Source organism: Flavobacterium arundinis (assembly GCF_038289855.1).
Taxonomy (GTDB): Bacteria; Bacteroidota; Bacteroidia; order Flavobacteriales; family Flavobacteriaceae; genus Flavobacterium; species Flavobacterium arundinis.
Window position 1 is genome coordinate 191,754 of record NZ_JBBYHR010000001.1, and the last position, 21,444, is coordinate 213,197.

20 protein-coding genes are annotated in these 21,444 nt (G+C 42.1%); 4 read left to right on the plus strand and 16 right to left on the minus strand.

Going from position 1 to position 21,444, the window contains the following annotated elements:
• The first annotated feature begins 30 nt into the window (after positions 1–30).
• The 4 genes from AAEO56_RS00845 (at position 31) to AAEO56_RS00860 (ending at position 3,012) form a co-directional block, all read left to right on the plus strand.
• Positions 31–417 (plus strand): hypothetical protein, encoded by a 387-nt coding sequence (locus AAEO56_RS00845; RefSeq protein WP_341695116.1) that lies wholly within the window; start codon positions 31–33, stop codon positions 415–417.
• A gap of 1 nt (position 418) precedes the next feature.
• Positions 419–1,144 (plus strand): hypothetical protein, encoded by a 726-nt coding sequence (locus AAEO56_RS00850; RefSeq protein WP_341695117.1) that lies wholly within the window; start codon positions 419–421, stop codon positions 1,142–1,144.
• Positions 1,145–1,156: 12 nt separating this feature from the next.
• On the plus strand, positions 1,157–1,900 hold the full coding sequence (locus AAEO56_RS00855; protein ID WP_341695118.1) for a DUF3800 domain-containing protein: 744 nt from the start codon (positions 1,157–1,159) through the stop codon (positions 1,898–1,900).
• A gap of 134 nt (positions 1,901–2,034) precedes the next feature.
• Positions 2,035–3,012 (plus strand): reverse transcriptase family protein, encoded by a 978-nt coding sequence (locus tag AAEO56_RS00860; protein WP_341695119.1) that lies wholly within the window; start codon positions 2,035–2,037, stop codon positions 3,010–3,012.
• Positions 3,013–3,232: 220 nt separating this feature from the next.
• Here AAEO56_RS00860 and AAEO56_RS00865 read toward each other — a convergent pair whose 3' ends face one another.
• From AAEO56_RS00865 to AAEO56_RS00940, 16 genes are read right to left on the minus strand one after another with little or no spacing between them, the layout of a single operon-like run.
• The gene (locus tag AAEO56_RS00865; RefSeq protein WP_341695120.1) at positions 3,233–4,540 is read right to left on the minus strand and encodes an ATP-binding protein; all 1,308 of its coding nucleotides are present in this window, start codon (positions 4,538–4,540) and stop codon (positions 3,233–3,235) included.
• A 32-nt stretch (positions 4,541–4,572) separates the two neighbouring features.
• Complete coding sequence (locus AAEO56_RS00870; protein WP_341695121.1) at positions 4,573–5,124, minus strand: hypothetical protein; 552 nt, start codon at positions 5,122–5,124, stop codon at positions 4,573–4,575.
• Positions 5,094–5,921 (minus strand): eCIS core domain-containing protein, encoded by an 828-nt coding sequence (locus AAEO56_RS00875; protein WP_341695122.1) that lies wholly within the window; start codon positions 5,919–5,921, stop codon positions 5,094–5,096. Before AAEO56_RS00875 ends, AAEO56_RS00870 begins: the two co-directional genes overlap by 31 nt.
• Positions 5,922–5,961: 40 nt before the next feature.
• Positions 5,962–6,648 (minus strand): hypothetical protein, encoded by a 687-nt coding sequence (locus tag AAEO56_RS00880; RefSeq protein ID WP_341695123.1) that lies wholly within the window; start codon positions 6,646–6,648, stop codon positions 5,962–5,964.
• Between the two features lie 17 nt (positions 6,649–6,665).
• A complete protein-coding gene (locus AAEO56_RS00885) occupies positions 6,666–9,578 on the minus strand; it encodes a contractile injection system tape measure protein (RefSeq protein ID WP_341695124.1) in 2,913 nt (970 codons plus the stop codon).
• On the minus strand, positions 9,571–11,481 hold the full coding sequence (locus AAEO56_RS00890) for a hypothetical protein (RefSeq protein ID WP_341695125.1): 1,911 nt from the start codon (positions 11,479–11,481) through the stop codon (positions 9,571–9,573). Before AAEO56_RS00890 ends, AAEO56_RS00885 begins: the two co-directional genes overlap by 8 nt.
• A 10-nt stretch (positions 11,482–11,491) precedes the next feature.
• On the minus strand, positions 11,492–12,196 hold the full coding sequence (locus tag AAEO56_RS00895) for a hypothetical protein (protein ID WP_341695126.1): 705 nt from the start codon (positions 12,194–12,196) through the stop codon (positions 11,492–11,494).
• A 7-nt stretch (positions 12,197–12,203) separates the two neighbouring features.
• On the minus strand, positions 12,204–15,293 hold the full coding sequence (locus tag AAEO56_RS00900) for a baseplate J/gp47 family protein (RefSeq protein ID WP_341695127.1): 3,090 nt from the start codon (positions 15,291–15,293) through the stop codon (positions 12,204–12,206).
• A 12-nt stretch (positions 15,294–15,305) separates the two neighbouring features.
• On the minus strand, positions 15,306–15,740 hold the full coding sequence (locus AAEO56_RS00905; protein WP_341695128.1) for a GPW/gp25 family protein: 435 nt from the start codon (positions 15,738–15,740) through the stop codon (positions 15,306–15,308).
• Between the two features lie 2 nt (positions 15,741–15,742).
• Complete coding sequence (locus AAEO56_RS00910) at positions 15,743–16,045, minus strand: PAAR domain-containing protein (RefSeq protein WP_341695129.1); 303 nt, start codon at positions 16,043–16,045, stop codon at positions 15,743–15,745.
• A gap of 18 nt (positions 16,046–16,063) precedes the next feature.
• A complete protein-coding gene (gene vgrG, locus AAEO56_RS00915; RefSeq protein WP_341695130.1) occupies positions 16,064–17,848 on the minus strand; it encodes a type VI secretion system tip protein VgrG in 1,785 nt (594 codons plus the stop codon).
• Positions 17,845–18,495 (minus strand): CIS tube protein, encoded by a 651-nt coding sequence (locus tag AAEO56_RS00920; RefSeq protein WP_341695131.1) that lies wholly within the window; start codon positions 18,493–18,495, stop codon positions 17,845–17,847. Before AAEO56_RS00920 ends, vgrG begins: the two co-directional genes overlap by 4 nt.
• A complete protein-coding gene (locus tag AAEO56_RS00925; RefSeq protein WP_341695132.1) occupies positions 18,495–18,656 on the minus strand; it encodes a DUF5908 family protein in 162 nt (53 codons plus the stop codon). The genes AAEO56_RS00920 and AAEO56_RS00925 overlap by 1 nt, the downstream gene beginning before the upstream one ends.
• 1 nt (position 18,657) lies before the next feature.
• Complete coding sequence (locus tag AAEO56_RS00930) at positions 18,658–19,098, minus strand: phage tail protein (RefSeq protein WP_341695133.1); 441 nt, start codon at positions 19,096–19,098, stop codon at positions 18,658–18,660.
• Positions 19,099–19,108: 10 nt separating this feature from the next.
• Entirely contained in the window at positions 19,109–19,558 is a 450-nt protein-coding gene (locus tag AAEO56_RS00935; RefSeq protein WP_341695134.1) for a phage tail protein, read from the minus strand.
• A 36-nt stretch (positions 19,559–19,594) separates the two neighbouring features.
• A complete protein-coding gene (locus AAEO56_RS00940) occupies positions 19,595–21,439 on the minus strand; it encodes a phage tail sheath C-terminal domain-containing protein (protein ID WP_341695135.1) in 1,845 nt (614 codons plus the stop codon).
• Positions 21,440–21,444: the final 5 nt, after the last annotated feature.

Consider the following 21,444-nt stretch of genomic DNA (forward strand, 5'->3'; position numbering starts at 1 on the left):
TTAATTTTCGATTTATATAAATTAACTTATTTGGAGAAGCTAAGGATAAAAGATTATTCTAAGAAAAAAGGAAAAATAAAACCAAGGGATTTATCAAATTATAGCGAAAGTATTATAGATACAATAAGTATCTATTTCGAAAGCCCAATAGATATAAAATATCATCATTATAAAGATTTTAATCTTGTAGTAGTAGGTATTTATTTTAATTCTCTTGAAAATAAACCTACGGAAAATAAGGTAGCGAAGTATTTACTTAATGAAATATTTAAACAAAAACCTGATGAAAATTTCTTAGCTTCTCAAGAAAAGATATTTGCTAAAGATTGTATTTATATAATCAGAAAAGATGATGTTTTAAATTGGACTGAAACGAAAGCTTATGAAGATGGGCAGGAAATTTTAAATAGGGCTTAAAATGGATAGAGAATATATTCGCCTTCCTAAAACTACAATTATGCCTGATAGTAGTAGAAAAAAAAGAACCTTAAATGATGATTTTTGGATCAATCTAATTCATTACCATTTACTAAAGTTTTACCGGGAATTTAATATAACTGAACTAAATGATTTAATTGAAACTGAAAAGGTAAAACCTGGAAGGAAACATATTGAAGACCTTATTAAAGATTATATGAAAACTTGGTTTGAAAATTATGATAGAAGAATTTTTTTTGAAGGTATAGTTGTTAATCTGGAACCCAAAGTTAAATATAACCAACCAGGATTCTATGATATAAAGTTTGAGCATAGCGACTGGATAAATAACGACACCTTAAAGCTAAAATACTATTCTGTTGAATGTAAAAATTTAAACTCTTATAATCCTTGTATTAATGAATATGTATTTAATGCTTCAAAAAAAGACGGTGGAGTTTATAGGCACTTTAATGGTAAGTATTGCCAAGAGAATAATTACGGAGGTATGTTAGGTTTCGTCTTAGCAGGTGATATTAATAAAATAAAAGATGCTCTGATATTAAAATTAAAGCAACCTTTTGATAATTCTCCTGAAGGAGATTTAATTGATGATGGTATCATTTTGGATTCTATTGAAGGAAATAATTTTACGTTTAATAGTAAGCATAGAAGACTAAAAGATTTTTTTACTTTACACCATTTCTTATTCAAAGTGTACGCTTAAATGCTTTACTATATGTCAAAAAAAACCTATTATTATTTTATAGACGAGAGTGGTCATATTAATAATGATCAAAATGTTTTTTTATATGGATGTATAAAAACTGATACTCCAAATCTTTCTGAGAGTGTTATAGCTAAATTAAAAGAAGATTTAAAAGACGAACTATATTTTGTAGAGTACGAAAAACAAATTGAGAAGGGATTCCATGCGTGTGAAAATCATCCGGATATAAAAACTCACTTTTATAAATTATTGCCTTTGCTAAATTTTAGAGCGTATTTTGAAGTTTTATATAAAGAAAGTGAATACTTTAGAAAATTAAAATTAGCTAAACAAGATTATGAAGTAATTGCCAAGATGTTAGAAAATCTTATTAGAAGGATGATTTTAAAAAATAGGAGAGATAAGCACCACTTTTTCATTGAAGAATTAAAAGTGAAAGATAAACCGCTTAAAAATATACTTCAAGAAATTTTTGATAAATATCATGAATTTGATGTTGAATACGAAATTGTTTCTAAAGGGAATAATAATTTATCAATTACTGATTATATTAATTATAACGTATTTAATATATTTGAACCTGATGAAGAGATATTCTCTAAAAATAAACGAGTTAAACAAACTTTTAATATTCTAAAAGAGAAAATTGCCTTAATACACATTTGGAATAATATTTCTTTTTTAAGTCGTAGAGGGAAAAAAGAAGAATTGGTTGAAATTGATAACTTAAGAAAAGTTATGGCAGAGGCTTAGGGGTAAATTTTGGATATGATTTCGTATCCGAGTAGGGATTAACCAATAGTTGTTACCCTGGCCTCTGTCATTTTATAACTTATATGAATCCAAGCGATATTAAGAACGAAAAGAGACTGTCTAATTATCTAAGGATGGATTTAGAACAGTTAAAAGTATTAATTGATAACGAATATGTTATTAATGATTACTGTTCGGGAAAAGCCCTTTTAAAACTTGATAATACAATCTTGGATATTGATAGATTTTGTATTCCTAAAAGGCAAAAAGAATTAGGGTATAGAATAATTTATAAGCCTATGGCTGAAAGTCTTATAAATTGCCTTAAAATATTGAATACACACCTAAACCAAGTTTATCGACCGTCCGTTAGCGCTAATGGTTTTGTGAAAGGTAGAGGAATTAAATCTAATGCTGAAAAACATCTTGCGAAGAAATATATTTTAGGAATTGATATTCGTAATTTTTTTGAAACTATAACGGATGGTATGATTGTTGAAACCTTAGAACAACATGGATTTGATTCTACGATTGCGCTTTCGATTTCTAAAATAGTTACCATTAATGGCTTTTTAGTTCAGGGATTTCATACTAGTCCGACCCTTGCTAATATGATTTTCAATAAATTAGATTTAATATTTGAACAGTTAGACGATAATATAACTTACTCAAGATATGCCGACGACCTCACTTTTTCTTCCGATGCCGAAATAAAATTATTGCCAGAAATTATCAAAATTATTGAAGAAGCTGGTTTTAGTATAAATGAAAGAAAATCTAAGATTATGAAAAGAGGCCAAAACCAGTACGTTACCGGTTTAACCGTTTTTGATAACCAATATCCTAGAATTGCGAAAAGAATAAAGAAGAAGCTTAGGTTGGAAGTTTATTATATAAATAAATATGGATTGAGGAATCATACGCTAAAAAAATTTAATGTAAATTGGAGAGATTTTTTTGGAGACCCAGTAGTAAGGAAAAAAATAGAATCTGCTGAAAATGACATTCATGATTATATATATGGTTGGTTGGTATTTATAAATGGTATAGAGCCTAAATTTGCTGAAAAATGCTTTGCCTTACTTAGGACTAAAAAAATAGATACTAATTGATAAATTACCCCTCAGGCTACCCCTGTTGAAAAATACAGAATGAAAACCGTTGTAAATAAGCGAATTAGAGTACTAAGTTACGACCCAGTCGAGGTCACAAATAAAAATCCCGAAATCAACTCGATTTCGGGATTTTTTGTTTTAATAATCTTACAATTAATTCAAAAATTAAAATAATTTTGTGAGTTTAAAACTGGCGGTTAGTTGGTTATACAGAATATTATTTATTCACCAATATGCCCTCTTTGTCAAGTTCATTGTTTATTGCTGTCCGCAGGATGTCCTCAGTCAGTATGGGTCTTTCGGCCCTGTATAGATGCAATGCGCAGTACTGAATAACGTTCACCATACTACCTCCGGATAGCTTGTGTTGCGAAGCACTGTTCAGTATATCGGTGTTTGCTGCTTCCAGCCACTCCCCGGGTATCATCTGCTGCCATAATTTCAGGCGCAGCGGCTGGTCGGGCATAGGAAAATTGAGTATCGACTGAAACCTCCTGAAGAATGCCTCATCCAGGTTGTCTTTTAGGTTTGTAGCCAGTACAATCATCCCCGGAAAGTCTTCAATGCGCTGCAACATGTAAGCAACCTCCTGGTTAGCATGGCGGTCATTGGATGAATTGGCATCAGACCTTTTGCCGAAAAGTGCATCGGCTTCATCAAAAAATAAGATCCAGTTCTGGTGCATTGCGCGGTCAAATATCTTTGCCAGGTTTTTCTCGGTTTCCCCTATATATTTGGAAACAATCATTGATAGGTCGATGCGGTACACCTCCTTGCCATGCTTTTTTCCCAACAGGCAGGCCGCCAGTGTTTTTCCCGTACCGGGTGGCCCGTAGAGCAGGCAGCGGTAACCGGGCTTTATCAGCCTGTCGAGGTTCCAGCGCTGGCGTATCTCCTGTCCGTGTTCCAGCCAAACCGATATATCGTTGAGGCTTTCCCAAAGATGGTACGGCACCACAAGGTCGTCCCATTCCAGTTTGGTTTCCATGCGCCTTGCAGGGAAATCCCTGTCATAGCCGGGGCGATAGCTTTCGTTCGAAGTGGCCTTTACCAAAAATTCCTCCGACACAATCAGTTTCCCACTCAGGTATGGCTCGCCTTGCCCATGCCCTTCGAGCTTTAGCACATTTTCTTTATAGAACCAATGCTCTTCACTAAACAGGTGCATTGCCATTACCCTCCCTTGCGGATCGTCAACAGAGAGCAGGAACGCTGCTGTGTCACCCGTGGGCAAAAAACCGTTGTGCGATGATCCTTTCCATCCGCCAAATATGGTATAGGGCCTGTCGAGGTCTTTATTCTGTATGAAGAACAGGTCAAGCGACTGTGGCTGCACATGTGGCATCAGGGCCAATAGTAATACTATCCGCTCCTCCCATATAATTTCTTTTCCTGTTACGGCTGCCAGTTCATCTTTTTCAGGAATGGGAATTTCACGCAATGAGGTATACTGGCTTTCCTGATTGAAATAGAGGGAAAAGGCGGCGTGGAGGACGGTTTGAAAGTAGGATGTGAAGTTGTTCATTTGTCTAGATAATTCATGTATTTAGAAATAGTTTATGACTGATCTTTTTGCTCAGTCTGTTTTTCAACCATCTTAAACTCACCAATAGAACCAAGAAATGTAACAAGCGAATTAAAATACTCGACAGGAGATTTCCAGTTAGCTTTTGTATTTTCCCGAGTTTTCGCTTTTACTCCAAAATTAAGTCCATCTGTTTCATGTTTTAAAACATAACCATGTTGAGGTGTATCATCCTCTTTACCTGTGCCTTTTATAACCTTTCTCAATTCATTTTCTCCCCGTTTAGCTTTTTCGTCAGGCCCTTCGCCTAAAAATTCAACCGTGTGCCCACCATCAGCATGGATACCTATATCATCTTTCAATCCATATGCGACTTCTGCTTCATTTACAGTAACAGCAATCATTTTTTCATATGGCATTTTCTCCTGTCTTTTATAAGCGTCATTATTTTTTTTATTAGCTAATTTTACTGAATAATTCATATCCGTTGCAAAAAACTTTATTCCTGATTCTTCACCATGTGCGTTTTTAGCCATTTCAAATTGCTTATTAGTTAGTAATTGTGACAGTTCATCGGCTCCCATGGCTCTGTATAAATTATACTGAGAGCATCTTCGTCGTTCAAAAATCTGTCTTGGAGAAAAACTGATTCTTTTAGCCTAAGTACAGGATTTAGGTAATTATATAATTCCCGGTACGATGTGAAACTTTCCATTACTTCAGGTTGTAGAAGTTCTCTAATGACTTTACCAAATCTACCCATATCCCCCTTACTTAACTTACAGCTTGTTTCTATATCCCGCATTACATCAGTAATTTGTTGCTGGCTGTTATATTCTTTTCCATTCACAGATATCATCCTTTGGATATTTTGAGTACCGGACACATTGTTTTTCAACAATCGTTGAATTGTATTACCGGCTTGCAAATTGACGGCCCTCTCCCCCATCACATCCGCCTCTTGCTCCAATGTCTTATCATCATTCACATTAATGCCTTTCATCTGCATGGTGGGCCTTACCCTGCCCTGCTTTTGCTGTACCACGTGCCAGGCTTCGTGCGGCAGGTGCTTTTCCTGCCCTGGCCCTATATGTATATTGGTCCCCTGTGCATAGGCATGCGCCTGTAGCTGTGCGGGTTTTGCCGAGTTATAATGTACTTTTACATCATCCAGGCTGTGGCCGGAAAGGTTTTCAATACCCGATTTCAGGTTATCCGGCAAGCCAGTATTATTCTCTTTTTTTTGCAATGGCACCCCTTCATCTTTCGTTTTGCGTTGCAGTGAATTCCGATACCCTTCCAAAACAGCGCCTACAGATGCCTGCCTGACTGCTTTCTGTTCAGTTCCCGATGTTTCAGGATAATTTTTCCTGTCTTTCATATTAAAGTATTTTTATAGTAGTCAAAGCACTATTATTGGTTTACATAAAATCATCAACTCCTCCAAAACCGGTATCTTGTCCCGTTAAGCCTTTTACTATCGCATTTGCAAATGACTGGCAATCTCCATGTTCATATGTCCGCATTGAATCGTGTGCTTTCCTGAATGCCTCCAATGCTGCTTTTACAGTCGTTCCCTCCGAGGGAATATAGGTATATATTATGGTAAGCCTGCCGGGATCCGCACCATATTGAGCAGTATCAGAAAAATTATTTCTTGAAAACCTCAGATTTTGTCCGTTATCAAGCAAACATATGATGTCCTGATGGTTGGAAGGCACTGTTGAACCCTGTAGCCTGATTTTCTTAACAATAGCAGCTAAATTAAAATCACCCTTCAATAATATTGTCAATTCATTTGTTCGCCTGTCATCAGGTTTAACGATATGATCCCTATAGTATGCTGATTGTCTTTTCCTTGCTTCCTTTTTTTCTTTCTTTACCCAGAATTTTCTACTCTGTTCCCTTTGACTACCACTCCATTTTCTTCTATTTTTATATAATTGCAATATCCCGGTAGTAGTGCCAAACGTAGTACCCCGGTTATTTACTGCCAATCGTTGGATTGTGTTGCCATATCCGCTTAAAATTGAATTTACCGGTGCCTGCTTTTCAGCTTTGGGCTGGATAGTCCCTTCCGCTTTTGATTGCTGTATTTGTGTCTTCATAATGCGTACTTTTAAAATTATCGCCACTTTACGTTAATGCCCTTTTCCATCCAGCTGTATTTTATTGTGCTTATGCTCCAGGGCAGTGAGCCGAGCAATATGTCAAAAGTCTTTTCTTCGACTACAAGCTGGTAAAGATCGTCAAGCTCGTCGATCTTGCCGTCGCGTACCAGGAAAGCGCCTCTCAGCCCCTCCACAGATGTCTTGCCCAACTTGCTCCATGCGTTGATAACTGCGTTCAGCAAGCCATCAATGGTCTCTTTTTCGTGGAGGGTAAGCTCAACCGACCCTGGTATCGCCACATCCTGCCCCACACCGGCCATTAGTTTGTTGAGCCGCATCTCGTGCTCGGGGAATTCAGTGCTGCCAAAAACCGCATACTGCATAAGAAATATGGCCCTGAATTGCGCATCTTCCCCTGTAAATTTACCATCTACCGTAAGCGACAACATGGCGAACAACCGCGGCAGATAGGGATGCAGCAGCACAAGCCCTGCATTATTTATAAATTCTGCCATCCCTTTTCCTGCCAGTGGCATTTCATCCTGTTTTATAGGTGTTCCTTCAGGCAAGCCACTTTTACTTTTACCAAAATTCGTTGACAGCGCGACCATGTCCTCTAAAGTCTCTTTTACCAGTGCATTCGTACGTGAAAGTTCGCCCAGCTTCTGTTCCAGCTGCATCGCTTTTCTTTTGTCCGTCACCAGGCTTGTATAATAGAGCAATATGCGCCTCATAACGACCGCACGGGTAAGCGAACTGTATCCATGAGAAGACCGCGCAATTAATTTCAATACCGCTTTAGCATCGACATCAATATTGAGCTCATTTATAAAATACTTTCTCAATAACGATCCAATGCGCAACCCCTCATCTATAAAATTTACAAATTCATGCACTTTTGCAAGTCTTTCGATAAGGAATGCCAAAGCAGTGTCATTTCCAAAATAATACTGCAGCCTTTCTCTGGCTTTTTGCTCCGGAGTAAGGCTTTCCTGTTGCTTTTCTTTCTGTTTTGTACCTCCTTCAATTATCTTTACCTTATCGTTATACAGCTCCCTAAGCACTTTAATCAGTTCAAAAGGAAAAGTGTTTCCCGCCGTTACGATCTCCCTGTAAAAAAACTCAAGCAATTCCTGGACCTTCAGGTTATAATGCGCCGAGATACGGGTAAGCACCCGCTCTACAAAATATTTTTTGTTGAATACGTTCTGCTGTGGCTCGAACAGGGCCGCGTGGATAAATTTCCATTTCATCTGTACGAAGCTACCCCCGGCTTTTCCTTCAAGCGCTTTTTGCTTGTTATACAGGTCAAGCCCACCCGCATAAGCAGGTATAATATCTGCTTCCAGGGGAAAAAGCATTTTTATAAAAGCAGTATGCTGCTTTTCAGACCTTAGCTGTCCCAGTATCTTTTCCCTGAGCCCGGTGTCGGCCATTACTTTTCTCCACTGGCGGAGCCCGACAGTATCCAATTCCTTACCTGTACGTAAATGGTCCAGCACCATTCCTTCGTCAGGCCTTGACGATGCCGATTTTTCCGGTAAGGCCCGGTCTCCTGAAACCTCTTTGTACAATTGCTCCAAAACTGACACCAGGGTTTTGTCAAGCAGTAATTTTTCCTTTGCAGATGTAATAATGTAGACCAGTATCTCATTTATATGAAAATTGTAACGCGATGCTATCCTCTGTAATGTCTGCAATATAAAATACTTCCGGTTAAACCCGCTGCTATTGCTTTGAAGAAGTATCGGGAAAATGATCTGCCATTTCAGCAGCCTGAACTCTCCGCCTGCTTTTCCCTGCAACAGGCCGGTCTCTTTTTGCCTTTCCAGCGATTTGGTGTAACCCAATACAAAAGAATGCTCCTCCGGAATAATTATTTTTACCAGGCCAGTGATCTCGGCTTCGGCAAGGTGCTGCAAAAAGGCCTGGCATGTATCCTGTTTTTTCAGTATATCTTCAAGTATATTTTTATTATTCTTCCATTGCGGCGACTCCCGCTGTGCCGAAACGACCGAAATATACATCCTGGCCATCCTGGTAAGTGATCTTCCTACAGGAACTTCCGACGCTTCATTTTTCAGTTCTCCCAGGATAATGTACAGTTCAGACCTCACCAGCTCATTCCTGTAGCGGACCTCCAATTCGTATGTAATGATCTTCAGCAAATGGGAATAAGAAATGCCATGCATCGCAGCGAGGGCAGCAATAGTATATTTAAGGAAGCCCCTGATGCTAAAAAAAGAGCTTTTGTTGTTCAAAAGATAGGCATATACTACCTGCCACACCATATCCCTATGGTGCCGCTCACTGATTCCCTGTGTTTCTGTTACTTTATATTTTGCATGCAAAAACCGGATATATGATAGCACAAAACTGCCCTCTCCGGGAGCTATCAGGTTTATACCTTCCTCCAGCGCGTTATCGCCCAACTGAAATACCAGGCGCCTCTGCAAGCTTGTGTAATGTCCATAGGTCTGCAAGAACTTTTTTAGGCCGGCGCTTTCATGCCGTACCACCTCAAAGAAAAGGTTGTCAATATCTTTGTATTTTTTGTCAATGTCCCACGGCAGCGAACCATACCGCAGGAAATGAAACAAAATTTCGGATAGCTGTTTTTGTTTTGTAACTTTCTTTACTCCATATACAATAGGGTTTACAATATACAAGCCAAGCATTTCATAGAGCTTTTCACGATAGATCGCTGCAAAACGCAAAGTAAAGTCTTCTTTAGTCAACGGGCCCAGATCAAGTTCGATCGTGCCTATTTCAACATGTTCAGCATCTTTATCATAAAATGCCACTACTTCGTCTGTAGGCTTTTCTATGGCAGCTGAGAGAAAATTGTTCACATCTCCATATAAACCCTGGAAAAAATTTTGATCCTCTCCTTTAAGATCAAGCGATATTTTACCAACGCTATTCATCTCCTACGCTTTTTTCGGAATTAACATGGCTACTCAAAAATGCCCGTACAGCTATCGATGCATAATCAATGTCTTCCCTGTGCCCGGCAGCAAGCGCTTTTCTCCATGTGGTATAAATATGCTTAAATTGCTGCATATTGCTATTTTGTATGTAAAATACCTTTATCCTGATGTGGGCCGGCAGGCGCTCTTCAAGAAGCCATTCTATGTGAGTCCTGTCGCCGTTACCAATATGTTCTTCAGAAATTATGACCGACAGCTTGTTCCTGTCATCGCCATGCCCGTGCCTCAGGAGCAGGTGCTCTATAAAATAAATATCGGTATGCACTTCCCTGTGTTTAATATTCCTGATAAACTGCCAGAAAAGATTGGCCGTTTCAACAAGTTTTTCTTTGGTCTTAAAGAACAATCCCATGTTTATCCAGTCACCTTTTTCAGGATGCCTAAAGACAAGCAGGTACTCTTCGTCCGGCAGTGTCAGTATCTTGTAATGCTTTTTCTCATCTCCATATTTCAGGAAACTTTCAAAAAGCACATTGTACCAAAGAAGGTTAATGTTCATCCGGAGCTTGTGGAAAGTCCTGTCATCATATAATACCCCAATTTCTTCCACTTCTTCCAGCAGTGCATTCTCCTCGATATTTATGGCAAAAGAAGTATTCTGAAGGAATTTGTATCTTTCATAAAATTCCTTATCGCTGACCACGCGAAGGCCATACTTTCCAAAAGTACCTGTTTCAGCCGGCATATGCCTGTAGTCAATAAGTGTCTCTATCAACTGTTGTATGGTGGGCGTGCTGGCAGTATCATATATATTGAAGGATAAAAAACGATGCGAGTTAAGCCACGGGAACCTGAGGATAAGGTTCGCACGCTTCTCATTCATTTTATGTTGCGAAATGGCGGGATCATGGGTAAATATATTTGCGGTGTTTTCGCCGTACAGTATGTCCAGCACATTAAAATAAAGGTTTTTCTGCGATCCGTAGTACGCCTCGCCATGCAGTATGGTATCACTCTTCAGGTCTTTGTCCACTATATGTTCCCATTCCGGCACTACCACATCAGGTATGGTATTGCCGGGCACACGTCCGGAAAATTCCAGAAGCTCATTTATACTGCCGGCCTGGCTGAGGGTATCGGCCATCATATGATCGAAAATAAGCATGTATGCTTTCATCTGCAATATCTTAGACTTTCCTGCAACGGTAATACCTGTAGGCAGGCCCCTCTCGCCGATACCGTAAGCTTCGGGAAAGTCGAATTGTATGGAATTATAATTTGGTGAGAACGCTGGCACAGCTTCCGTATGGCCAACGGTTTCAAATTCAGGATATTCAAAAGTATCCTTTTCAATAGGCCCCGACCCCGGATAGAGCGCTGTTTCATGCACCTCTTTATATTCTTGCCAACGGATCTCTCCCAGGTCTTCACAAAGGTTGCGGTTGCTGTGGTAGGCCTGCCTCACGATCTCTGCCAGCCGTTCCTTTGCATTTTCATCGGGATGCTGCGTGGTGCCCAAAAAGATATCATAAAGCCTCGTCTTTTTGTTTAGCAATACAATGCACTTTTTTATTGCCGGGTCCTGTCGCAGTATTAAATTTTCATAATCCTGACGTGTAACAATGCTTTGTTCAAAGAGCTCTTCTTTGGGGAGCAGTCCTATACGGCCAAATGGCACGGACCTGTCACCCGGTCCTTGCAGGTAGGCTTCAAGTGATGATCCCAGACGGTACTGAAGTTCAAAAAGGCCATAATTAAAATAGTCGGCAATGGTTATACCGGGGTCATGAACATTAAAGTCGGTCCATTTTTTACCGCACAGCTGTTCCAGCCTCTCCAGGGTTATGTCCTGAAGCTTCTTATAATAATTCTCCTCTTTTCCCCTCTTTTGTAAAGTCATGTCTTTGCTGTTATTGGTCAGTTTCCTGGTGACCCCATAATGTGGTAGTACTACATTTGATCAGGGCTCCATCGCCCGCTTTGTAACGTGTCTTTATCTGAAGGTCGCACAGGGTCTTGTGTCCGTCGGTATCTTTCACTCTTACCCATCTTATCCTTATCTTGTTGTTCCAGAAAAAAGTGCCTGGACGCATCTGTCTTATTTTCCTGCGCCTGCCGCAAGAATGGCTTGCCCACGCTATAAGGGTGCTGCATTTGCCTTTGCCCGCGGTATATACTGCAACGATCTCGAGCGCATTTACACCTTCAAGGCCTTTTGCCACTGTATGCCATTTGCCATCGGCGGCGTGCTCTGTACAAATACCCTTGCGGCTTCCGGCTGTTATAATATTATTTCCGTGCATCTCTATATCGCCATTTGTTTTAAATACTAGTGATGCCAGGCCGTTACCACCTTTTATTTCGCTGACGGCCAGATCGCCGTTCTCCTGCAAAGAAAAGGCCCACCCGGGTGCATCACCTGGTTTACCCAGAATAGAGATAACATCCCTGCTCTTTTCAGCGGGGGTAACTTCAATAACATGGTCTTTGCTTTTCTTAATAACCTCATCGTGTATATGCACTACCGAATCAAGGAGGTCCTCAAATTGCTTTCCTGAAGGTCGTTGCCCCGAACTGAAGTAATTCTGCAGGGTTTGTCTGTTTTGTACTGCCATACATTTTTTATTTAATTATGAAAGTATCTCCAAGTGTCATTTCGTCTATACCAAAATCATCGATCATATTCACATCATGCCCATCTATATAGATAAAGTGTTCTTTGGCCGGTACAAATATCACATTGGGCTGTGACGGTTTAATAAGATCATCTATATCTGTACATGCGTTAATTACATATTTGTCACCTTCCTTTTCAAACCGCAAGACCTCAAGATCGGTGATCTCTATATCCTGTTTGAATTCCTTTGTTATGGCATTATGCAGTTTTTTTACAGCCACCGCATGGCCAAAAGAAGGTATCTCACCTTTCTCAAGCCAGGGCGCGATCACCTCATCTATCTTTTGTATCAACAATTTACGCCTGCTTTCAGAGAGGTATTCCCCATTGAACTTAAGCACTGCCCTTACCAGTATCTCCTGATAAACAGGATTGATGACCCTGATATTGGCCACATAAGCCGATGACAATTTCCTGAGATAACGCTGTATGTTCACCATCACATAATTGGATACCAGCGGCATTTCACTACGGCTGAATGGCAATACGGCCACGAAAACACTGGTATCTTCAGTATCGCTACTGCCCCGGTAGCATTTTACCCTCGCAATATCGTGAAAAGCCTGTAACGTGATCCTTTCGTAATCGCGAAGTGTCACTGCTCTGCCCTGGTGCGTTATGTGCTCGGATATCCTCATAAGCATATCTTTAGGGTCCTCTGCCTCCCTGCCTTCATGAAAAGTAGATATCCTGCTGAAAGATGTTACGCCAGGAATATTCTTTTCCGGCTCGAGTGGAGCTGTTATATGTTTAAAAGGTACTTTTTCATTTGAGTTAAGATCAATATCCAGGCACAACAGTGCTGCATTCGTATAAATATCCTTCAGTTTTGGAATAATCGTCTTTCCCATCATTACAAGCCCTGCCCTTATCCACAACAAGCCATCATTGTCAAATAAAGAAGGCGCTATGCTCTCCGGCATCAGGAACTGTATGCGCCCTTCAACAGAAAGCCGGCGGGTTTCATCTTTCTGTACAAAACTGTGCGGCATCAGCTTCCAGTTCCGGCTGTTGCCAATGTACCATCGTATCCCCGGTATATTGCTCTCTGCGACTTCTTCCAAAGACGGGATAAAGCTAAAATAGAGGTTCAGCACTTTGCCGGGCACAACATCCCTAAGCGCCAGCAGCAGGTTGCTCTCTTCTATCTCTACAGCAAAAGGGATCGGCTTATTCTCATTTTCGGGAAAAGTGCGAAGCGTATCCAAAGGCAATATGGAGTCAACAACACTATTATTATCAGACTTTTCCAAAAGATCTATCATATCTTCCGACCTGTAATTAAGCGTTATCCTTTCCACTAAAGGAGTCATGGGCGAATTAATGGTCGGGTATTTTTGGTCTTTACGGGCATTTTTCATGAGCTGCTCCGCGAACAGCCTCCTGTGATCAGCCTCCCCAAAGCCTATATCCGGCGATACCAGTACAAAATTTAAATATCCTGAACGCGCCATGGGAACATAACTATAGTCTTTTTCGTCAATTCCTACAGGCGGCATTTTTGAAACATCTATCCCATGCAGCAAAGTATGGTTAGCTAGCAGATTGTCGGGAACAGGCATTTCTCCTTGTGGCTTCCCTACTGAAGAGAACAGGTAATATTCCGACCTTTCCGGAGTTTCTTTCCAATTATGATCAGCAAGGAAAGCCGACCGCAGCCTGAAGGAAGTGTTGTCTATTCCTTTATTATATTCCGAATAATATCCCTGTAGCCCTTTTTCATCTTCGGGCAATTGCCGCCATTGTATATCAACATCTACCGACTTCGTGTTCTTTATAGCCATTTCATAATTGCCTATGGCCAGCCATGCCCCCTTTTCATTATGTATCCCGAAAGGAGGAAAGGGCTTTGATACATCTACTTGCCCTAACTCATTATACACCTGCAGGCCGGTTATCCCCCTGGCACTGGACGCTATACTTACCTTCACTATCAGGAAATGCCTTATCCACGAGTACGGATAGAGCCATGCGTCAAAATTGAGGTGAATATTAAGTTTTGGGTATTTGCAGGAAAATCCATGTTTTTCGAACGTGCAGCCGGTCGTGGCCGGAAAACTTTCGGGTAATGTAAAGTCGAGTATAAGGCTGTCTTCTTCGCCAGGAGTAACGCTATAGCTTTCTACCTTTGTCCAGCCTTCAGTAGTACTAATCGTAAGAAAGAACATATCCCTGGTGAATTCTGAAATGATCGTTTTGAACATCTCTTCATGGCTCATTAAAAGCGTTTCAGGATGTACTTTCAAAAAAGCATCCATCCCCTGTTTTACAATATCCTCCCATTTGTTCTGGCTATAAAAGGTAATATTGACCGATCTTTTGCCTTCCCGCAGCAGCAGTGCCGGAGAGGTGAGCTTAACTCCAATGGTCCTAAGCTTTGGCGTGGCTTTGGGACCCGCCTGCCCTGCGATCACTTCCTGTAAGCGAAGCCCCGTAACAAAATCAAAGTGCGATTCAGGGTAGCGGTTCCTGTCTTTCTCAAGGCTGAGCATATATGCTTTTTCCACCACGGTGTCCAAAAGCTCAATATCTTCTTTAAGCTTGTAATACAGCGGCTTATCTTCTTTATTGACCGTCACAAAACGGGTATCTTCTTTTACCGTAACATTTTCAAAGGGCTTTTTGCTGAACGACAGCCAAACCTTGTTGCCTTTCATAGGCAGGGGCTTTGCTTTTAGTATACTCTCCATGTACCACACCGGGTACTCCTTCCATTTTTCATTGAACTGTGCTGTTGTGTGATGAAGGTTCTCTATAAAGATAAGCAACAGCGCCTGCGATGGCTCCATATACCCGCCGGAATGTGTGCCGGGGGTTTGACCGTAAATCTTTTCCGGTTCGCTAAGGTCTGTCAGGATCTCGTCAAAATACCCCTCGCGGGTACCATCCACATTATAATAATGAAGAAAACCCGCTATCTTCCGGGCCTGTTCAAACAACGATACTTCATTATTATCTATAACAGAAAATGGCTTGTTAATTATTGATCTTGCCTGCCTTTCTTCTCTGCTCAAACCGTTGTTAGTTATCTTCATCGCGCTTTAATTTTAATCTCTCGAAGATGATATGCCATGGAGATCGGTGCCTTCATGGAAATAAAAAGGATATACCATATTACTGCGACTGTTGGTTGTCTTTACCAAATAGTATAATTGTATCTCCAATATCCCGTTCACGGCATCTTTTATATTTATGTCCACTGTTTCGAGTGTTATCCTGGGTTCATTGGCTACAATCGCCTTTTCTAATATGTCGGCGATAAGTGTTTTTTCAGAAAGGTTCATTTTAGAAAACACCCATTTGTGGATATCGCATCCGTAATCGAACCTGAAAATACGTTCACCGGGTATGGTAGAAAGCAATATCCTTAGGCTTTGTTGTATATCTTCTTCCCCGCTTACAAGCACGGCACCTTTTGTATCTCCTTTTATAAAATGTGGCGGAAAAGCCCATCCTGTACCTAAGTATGACTTGTCTTTCATAACTATCCTCCTATTAATACGTTAATACAGCCCAGCACTATAGTGCCTCCATGAGCACAGCTATCTCCCATTCTTGCGGCAGGCTTCCCTCCTATCAGTACGGTGGCCGAGCCTTTAATAATACTGTCGGGCGGGCCTACACAGGTACACATGTCGCCCAATACGGCAGCAGGCAGCTTGCCTATCAGTACTGTCGGTACTCCCGGGCCCATTATCGGGCCGCCAACATGAGGTATGGGCGGAAGTCCCGGTGTCACCATCGGGCACATGTGCATATCTGTCAACCTTGCTGCAGGTGCGGGCATATCTCGTTATTTTATTTATTAGTTGATCATTACCATAGCCCCTCTAACGGTAACATTCCCCGTTGCCGAAAGTTCTGCCTGTGCATTGCCTTTTGCCGTAAAGGCAATATCGGCAGTGGCTTCTATATTGGGTGCCTTCATGATTATCCCAGATGTGCCTTTGATGTCTACGGCTTCGCCTGCATTTATCAGGATGCCCGTTGCTGCTTTAAGTATAAGGCTTTTAGCCGAATCTATCGTGATGCCGCTTTCAGACATAGTAATACTATTACTGTTCTGGTCGGACAGCCTGATCGACTTCCCGTCATCGTTTATCTCAATAGTGTTGTTGCCGGGTGTAGCGAGGGTAATTATCTTTTTCTCTTCATCAAAAACGATCTTCATTTTTGACTTCGTTACAATGCTTCGCGTATCATTTTTGGCTGTAAGCCCAGACGATGGCTTCCTGCTGCTGCTGTAAAGGCTGCCTAATACTACGGCATGGCACGGGTTATCGTTAAAAAATCCCAGCACTACTTCATCGCCCACATCCGGGATAAAGAAAGCACCATGATCGCTGCCGGCCCAAAAGCTGGCCAGCCTGGCCCAGACATTATTCTTATCGTCATTAAGCAGCGGTATCTCTACCTGTATCCTGTCCTCGCCTTCGGGATCGCCATCCAGCTTTACTACTTTACCTACCTGAAGGCCATTAATGCCTGCCAGAAGCCCCGATGCGGGTGGAGCAGAAACATCATTGCTATCGGTTATATTTTCGGGGCTTATACCCATACCGACTGTTGTGTACCAGTTCCCATCGCTTATTTCATGGGTTACCGATCCTGAATAGGCATTACCATTAAACCTGGCCCCAAGCCCTTTAAGTTCTATGATACAGCCGGGAACCGCCTTTGCGCTGCCCTGGAATTTTATAGTGCCACTGTACCTCCCCATGGCAGCTTTGAACCATTGTGCATCTGCCCAGGACTTTAGTATATCCTTGCCTGCGGTTGTTGTCTGCAATACTTTTTTTTGCTTGTTGACACCCGCGAGCGTGACAGGATCAATATTGCCCTGTGCATTTACTGATGGCGACGAACCGGACGCGGTCACTACCTGTTGCGAGGCGGCGTCCCAGCAAATAGCTTCTACAGCTACAGGCTGGCTGGCTGAGTTCAAGGTGCCGCTAAAGGCTATGACGTCCATCCCGTAAGTAACCGACAGCACAGGGCTTGCGCCAATAACAGGCTTTATCACTTTTATCGATCTGCCGTCGGGTATTACCACCAGTCCGTTGGCATCAGCCCTGGACAATATGAAGTCCCAATCGGTACATTGATATTGTACCAACGAACCATGGGTGCCTGCAGTACTGTCCACAGTGGCTTTGAGCGAACTGTAATTACCTAATATCTTTTGGATGACGGCATTGTCGCCCATGTTCTCGAACACGTGGTTTTTTCGCACTTGTGTAGCAGGGAAAGCATAATCCCGGCATTCAATGCGAAGTACGGTCTCATTATCTTCGGCTATCTCCAGGCTGTGCGATATAACGGTCCCCTCAAAGATCATTGATCCGGAGCTGTTGTACCCGGCTTCTATACGTATAGCTTTACCGGGAATAAAGGAGTCGTCATTACTTTCGGGCACATCGGCAGCGGGCATATCGCCAGCACTTATAACAAGCGTTGCTTTGCCAATACGGTTCACCTCTTTATGCACAGAAATCGATATTATGCCGAAACTGTCTCTTATTTTAGCGCCTTCACTGTATATCGTATAGGTCACCAGGCCTTCGGTGCCTCTGTCCGGTGATGTGCTCATATCCTTACCAATGGTGGGAACATGATCTTTGTTCCCGGTTCTACGTTCCTGAAGGTTTGGAGATTATTGAATTGTGCTACATCCGAACTATAGGACGCGTCCCCATATATCTCATTGCAAAAAGCAGCGATGGAATCTCCAGCCTTAAAAGTTATTATGCGGGATATATCAGGCGAGTTCTTGATAGCGGTGTCTTTGGCCGAATGCTCTGTAAAGGACAGTGATATCTCTACCCTTAGCGGAGTGCCATTCGGTGCAAAAAGCGTGTGATCATAGCTCAGCGAGCTTACCCTGCCATGAAATATCAGGCTGCCCCAGGCCACTTTTGCATATCCCGGTTCATGGCTTTCGGCATTAATCTTATAAAGTGTCTTTTCCAGCGCTTTTATCATCCCGTCTATAGGCATTTTTCCCGGCACCACACCGGTATCATCAAGGGTAATGTTAAACGAGAGGCTTGATGGCTGATGGTATTTATATTTTGCCGATTTCTTTTCTTCGCCCGGCGTATTGTCAGTGTCGTATTTTATGTCTTTTTTTATCTTGATGGTGGCAGGGTTTATCTGTACCTCAAACTGCCGGCCTCTTTCCTGTGTAGAGAATTCAGCATCGGTATAACCTATTATTTGCATTTTTTCCAGCTCCATTATCGTTCCTGCTTTTGCATCCTTTCCTTCCGGATGGTTTCTTTAACTTCCTTTATAATATCCTTTTTCATTTGCAGGAGGGCATCTTCATTGGTTCCCTTGCTTGTATCGCCTGCTGTTATCGTTGCCCGTACCAGTATTTCTTTTATTATTATTGCCATATCATAACCTTTTGATTGTGGTGTACGCAAACTCCAGTGTTTCGATCAGTACATTATTTTTTTCTGAATCAAGGCTTCCAATATCCCATTTTACGGGATAGGCATCCTGGCATACCCAGTTGTATATGGCAATCCCTTCGCTGTTGAGCAGCTGTATGGTTATAGGCATCGTGACTACAGGGATCGAAAGATCGCCCTCCAGCATCTGCCGTATCCATAGCACTTCGGGGCCGGTATTGGGCATCAGCACCCTTTTCAGCACCAGGTTGCCGTGCTTTACCTGTTTAGGGAGGAGGTGCGTATAATTATTCACACCCCCTTCGCTCACACTTTCTGTTTCCACCTCGGTCGAGAGGCCGGAAACTTCCTTAAAAGCAAACTCATTAAGCATTATCCTTACCTTAAAGTAAAATGATACCGGTAACTCCCAGCCATTTGGCATAAATTTCTATTTATTTGTTATCAATGGTAAGCCCTTCGTGGGCGATCTCAATACTCTCCACGGCAATCTCGTTCCCGTCGGATTTCATGTCGGTGCCGGTAATCTTGGTCGGCCATGCGTTAATCAGCGTCCACACCATAGTGGGCGCCCCCGCTTCATCCAGGAGGCTTATCACAACCGTTTGCCTTTCAATGGTATTCATCTTTATTTTATTGAACCAGTCCCAAAAGCCGTTGTCTTTTACAAAAACACCCTTTTTGAGGGTAACATTGCCTGTTTTTTTGATGCCGGGCATTTTTATGGTCGAAAAATCCGGACTGTTGCCGTGACGGTACTCTATTATCTGAGCTTCGATGTCAAGGCCCGACACTTCCTGAAAAGGGATTTGTTTATCGCCAATTTTCACCTGAAAGTAAAACTTGGGCAACGGCCATACATTATCTTGTTTATCTCCTGCCATGATCGTAGGTTTTTAAAATGATTATTTTATTAAATTTTAGCTTTTCTGCATTTGCTGCATAAAGGTTATCTCGATGAATTCAGCAGGGCGGGATATAGCTACCAATACCGTTATCCTCATTATACCCTCAAGTATCTCGTCAGGTGTCATTGTATCCCCCAACCCAACGTGTACGCTGAAAGCTTCTTCAGGCATAGCGCCCGGCAGGCCGCCGCGCTTCCATATCCCTGTAAGGAAATTACTTATCGTGCTGCGAACTATGACCCATGTATTGGCCACGTTCGGGTCAAAGACAAATGCTTTTGCCGCATTTTTAATAGACTCCTCCAGCATTATCATTGTACGCCTTACATTGACATATTTCCAGTCCAGCGAATTACCGTCAAGGGTACGGGCGCCCCAAACCTTTATACCTTCACCTTTAAAGTAACGTATTGCGTTTACTGCTTTACCGTCAAGGGGTACGTTCATATCTTCCTGGTCGGCAAAGGTGATGTTAACAGTCGTGCTTATCACATTGGCAAGCCCTGTATTGGCCGGCGCTTTCCACACTTCCTTAGTCAGGTCGGTAAGAGTATAAACACCCGCCATGGCAGCAGATGGCGGCAGCAGGTTCACCTGGTCCAGCATTTCCTTCATTATCGTGGCGTAGAGCTTACTTTGCTTGAAAAGCACTTTATGGGCAATATCAAGATCGTTAAGATTTGTGGTTGTACCTATAGTATTGATATATTTTTCCAGTTGTGGTGTGTAGGACATCAAAACGGTTTTCAGATCATCCAGCCCTTCCCTGATATTGGCGATACTTATCTCATTCTCAGACATGACCGATGTATTGAGAAACGGGTAGTATGCCGCTGCATAATCAAGCCCGTCCGTACCGATGTTCTCCCTGAAGTCTGTTATTACATCTCCCGCTTCCGGATCCTTCCTGTCTTTATCCCCATTGTAAACATCGAGTATGGCTATCCTGCTCATGGTGAGGCGGCAATGTTTCAGCATAGCCTGCTGGATACTGAAGCAATCTGCTTTGCTTTGGAGATTTACAGCCTCAGGTATCACGACCATTGTTGGCTCCTGTTCCTTCAAAAGGGTTTCAATGCCCTCTTGCAATTTTTCCCCGGTAAGATCATCTGTATAATTACCTACAGATACCACAAAACACGGCCCGCCGCCATTGGCAAAGAAAAGCCTCATGTTGTGGTACAGGCTGAATTTGTCGGTACGACCTATCGTGTAGTATTTTGCCTTAATAGTGGCTTTATCATAGCCGTCAATAAGTCCGGCAAGTGCATTGGTCACTACCTGTATATCTATCGCCTTACCTGCAGCATTGGCAATTTTGGTAGTAACCTCTGTAACTGCCTCATCTATTTTATCGGCCTCGGCCTCTGCTGCCTTTAATTGTACCGAAAGATTAGTTACAGAAGCGACGTAAGCCCGGATAGCTGTTACAGCCTTACTGAGCGTCTCAGTTGCTTTAGCTTTTGCCGATGCCTTTTGTTCGGGAGTAGCATTGGTATCTGCATTTATAGCTTCTTCCTGCTGTTCTGCCCTTACTGCTGCCGCTACAGGAACTTTCATGCTGCTTGCCAACAGTTTAACATCATCCAATAAACCTGCAGCGTTAAGGGAAATGAACGAAGTGCTGTCATCGGAACGTCCGAAAGAGAATTTTACGGGCGGGGCTTCGCCAAAATATTGTGCGAACTCTGCCAGCGAGGTTATTCGCCACGGTGTGCCCAATAGCGATTTTGTCCCGTTCATGGCCTTTGCTGTGTACCCGATAAAGGCAGGTACAGCAGTGGCCACCTCTACAACGGAGTTAGGAAATGCCGATCTCTCCACGACATAAACTCCTGGTGTTTTCATTGAACTCATAATGT

Bases quoted from the DNA above. Each gene is read 5' to 3' on its own strand.
- AAEO56_RS00850 (WP_341695117.1), top strand. From the start codon at position 419: ATGGATAGAGAATATATTCGCCTTCCTAAAACTACAATTATGCCTGAT.
- AAEO56_RS00855 (WP_341695118.1), top strand. From the start codon at position 1,157: ATGTCAAAAAAAACCTATTATTATTTTATAGACGAGAGTGGTCATATT.
- AAEO56_RS00860 (WP_341695119.1), top strand. From the start codon at position 2,035: ATGGATTTAGAACAGTTAAAAGTATTAATTGATAACGAATATGTTATT.
- AAEO56_RS00865 (WP_341695120.1), bottom strand. From the start codon at position 4,540: ATGAACAACTTCACATCCTACTTTCAAACCGTCCTCCACGCCGCCTTT.
- AAEO56_RS00870 (WP_341695121.1), bottom strand. From the start codon at position 5,124: ATGGGAGCCGATGAACTGTCACAATTACTAACTAATAAGCAATTTGAA.
- AAEO56_RS00875 (WP_341695122.1), bottom strand. From the start codon at position 5,921: ATGAAAGACAGGAAAAATTATCCTGAAACATCGGGAACTGAACAGAAA.
- AAEO56_RS00880 (WP_341695123.1), bottom strand. From the start codon at position 6,648: ATGAAGACACAAATACAGCAATCAAAAGCGGAAGGGACTATCCAGCCC.
- AAEO56_RS00885 (WP_341695124.1), bottom strand. From the start codon at position 9,578: ATGAATAGCGTTGGTAAAATATCGCTTGATCTTAAAGGAGAGGATCAA.
- AAEO56_RS00890 (WP_341695125.1), bottom strand. From the start codon at position 11,481: ATGACTTTACAAAAGAGGGGAAAAGAGGAGAATTATTATAAGAAGCTT.
- AAEO56_RS00895 (WP_341695126.1), bottom strand. From the start codon at position 12,196: ATGGCAGTACAAAACAGACAAACCCTGCAGAATTACTTCAGTTCGGGG.
- AAEO56_RS00900 (WP_341695127.1), bottom strand. From the start codon at position 15,293: ATGAAGATAACTAACAACGGTTTGAGCAGAGAAGAAAGGCAGGCAAGA.
- AAEO56_RS00905 (WP_341695128.1), bottom strand. From the start codon at position 15,740: ATGAAAGACAAGTCATACTTAGGTACAGGATGGGCTTTTCCGCCACAT.
- AAEO56_RS00910 (WP_341695129.1), bottom strand. From the start codon at position 16,045: ATGCCCGCACCTGCAGCAAGGTTGACAGATATGCACATGTGCCCGATG.
- vgrG (WP_341695130.1), bottom strand. From the start codon at position 17,848: ATGAGCACATCACCGGACAGAGGCACCGAAGGCCTGGTGACCTATACG.
- AAEO56_RS00920 (WP_341695131.1), bottom strand. From the start codon at position 18,495: ATGGAGCTGGAAAAAATGCAAATAATAGGTTATACCGATGCTGAATTC.
- AAEO56_RS00925 (WP_341695132.1), bottom strand. From the start codon at position 18,656: ATGGCAATAATAATAAAAGAAATACTGGTACGGGCAACGATAACAGCA.
- AAEO56_RS00930 (WP_341695133.1), bottom strand. From the start codon at position 19,098: ATGCCAAATGGCTGGGAGTTACCGGTATCATTTTACTTTAAGGTAAGG.
- AAEO56_RS00935 (WP_341695134.1), bottom strand. From the start codon at position 19,558: ATGGCAGGAGATAAACAAGATAATGTATGGCCGTTGCCCAAGTTTTAC.
- AAEO56_RS00940 (WP_341695135.1), bottom strand. From the start codon at position 21,439: ATGAGTTCAATGAAAACACCAGGAGTTTATGTCGTGGAGAGATCGGCA.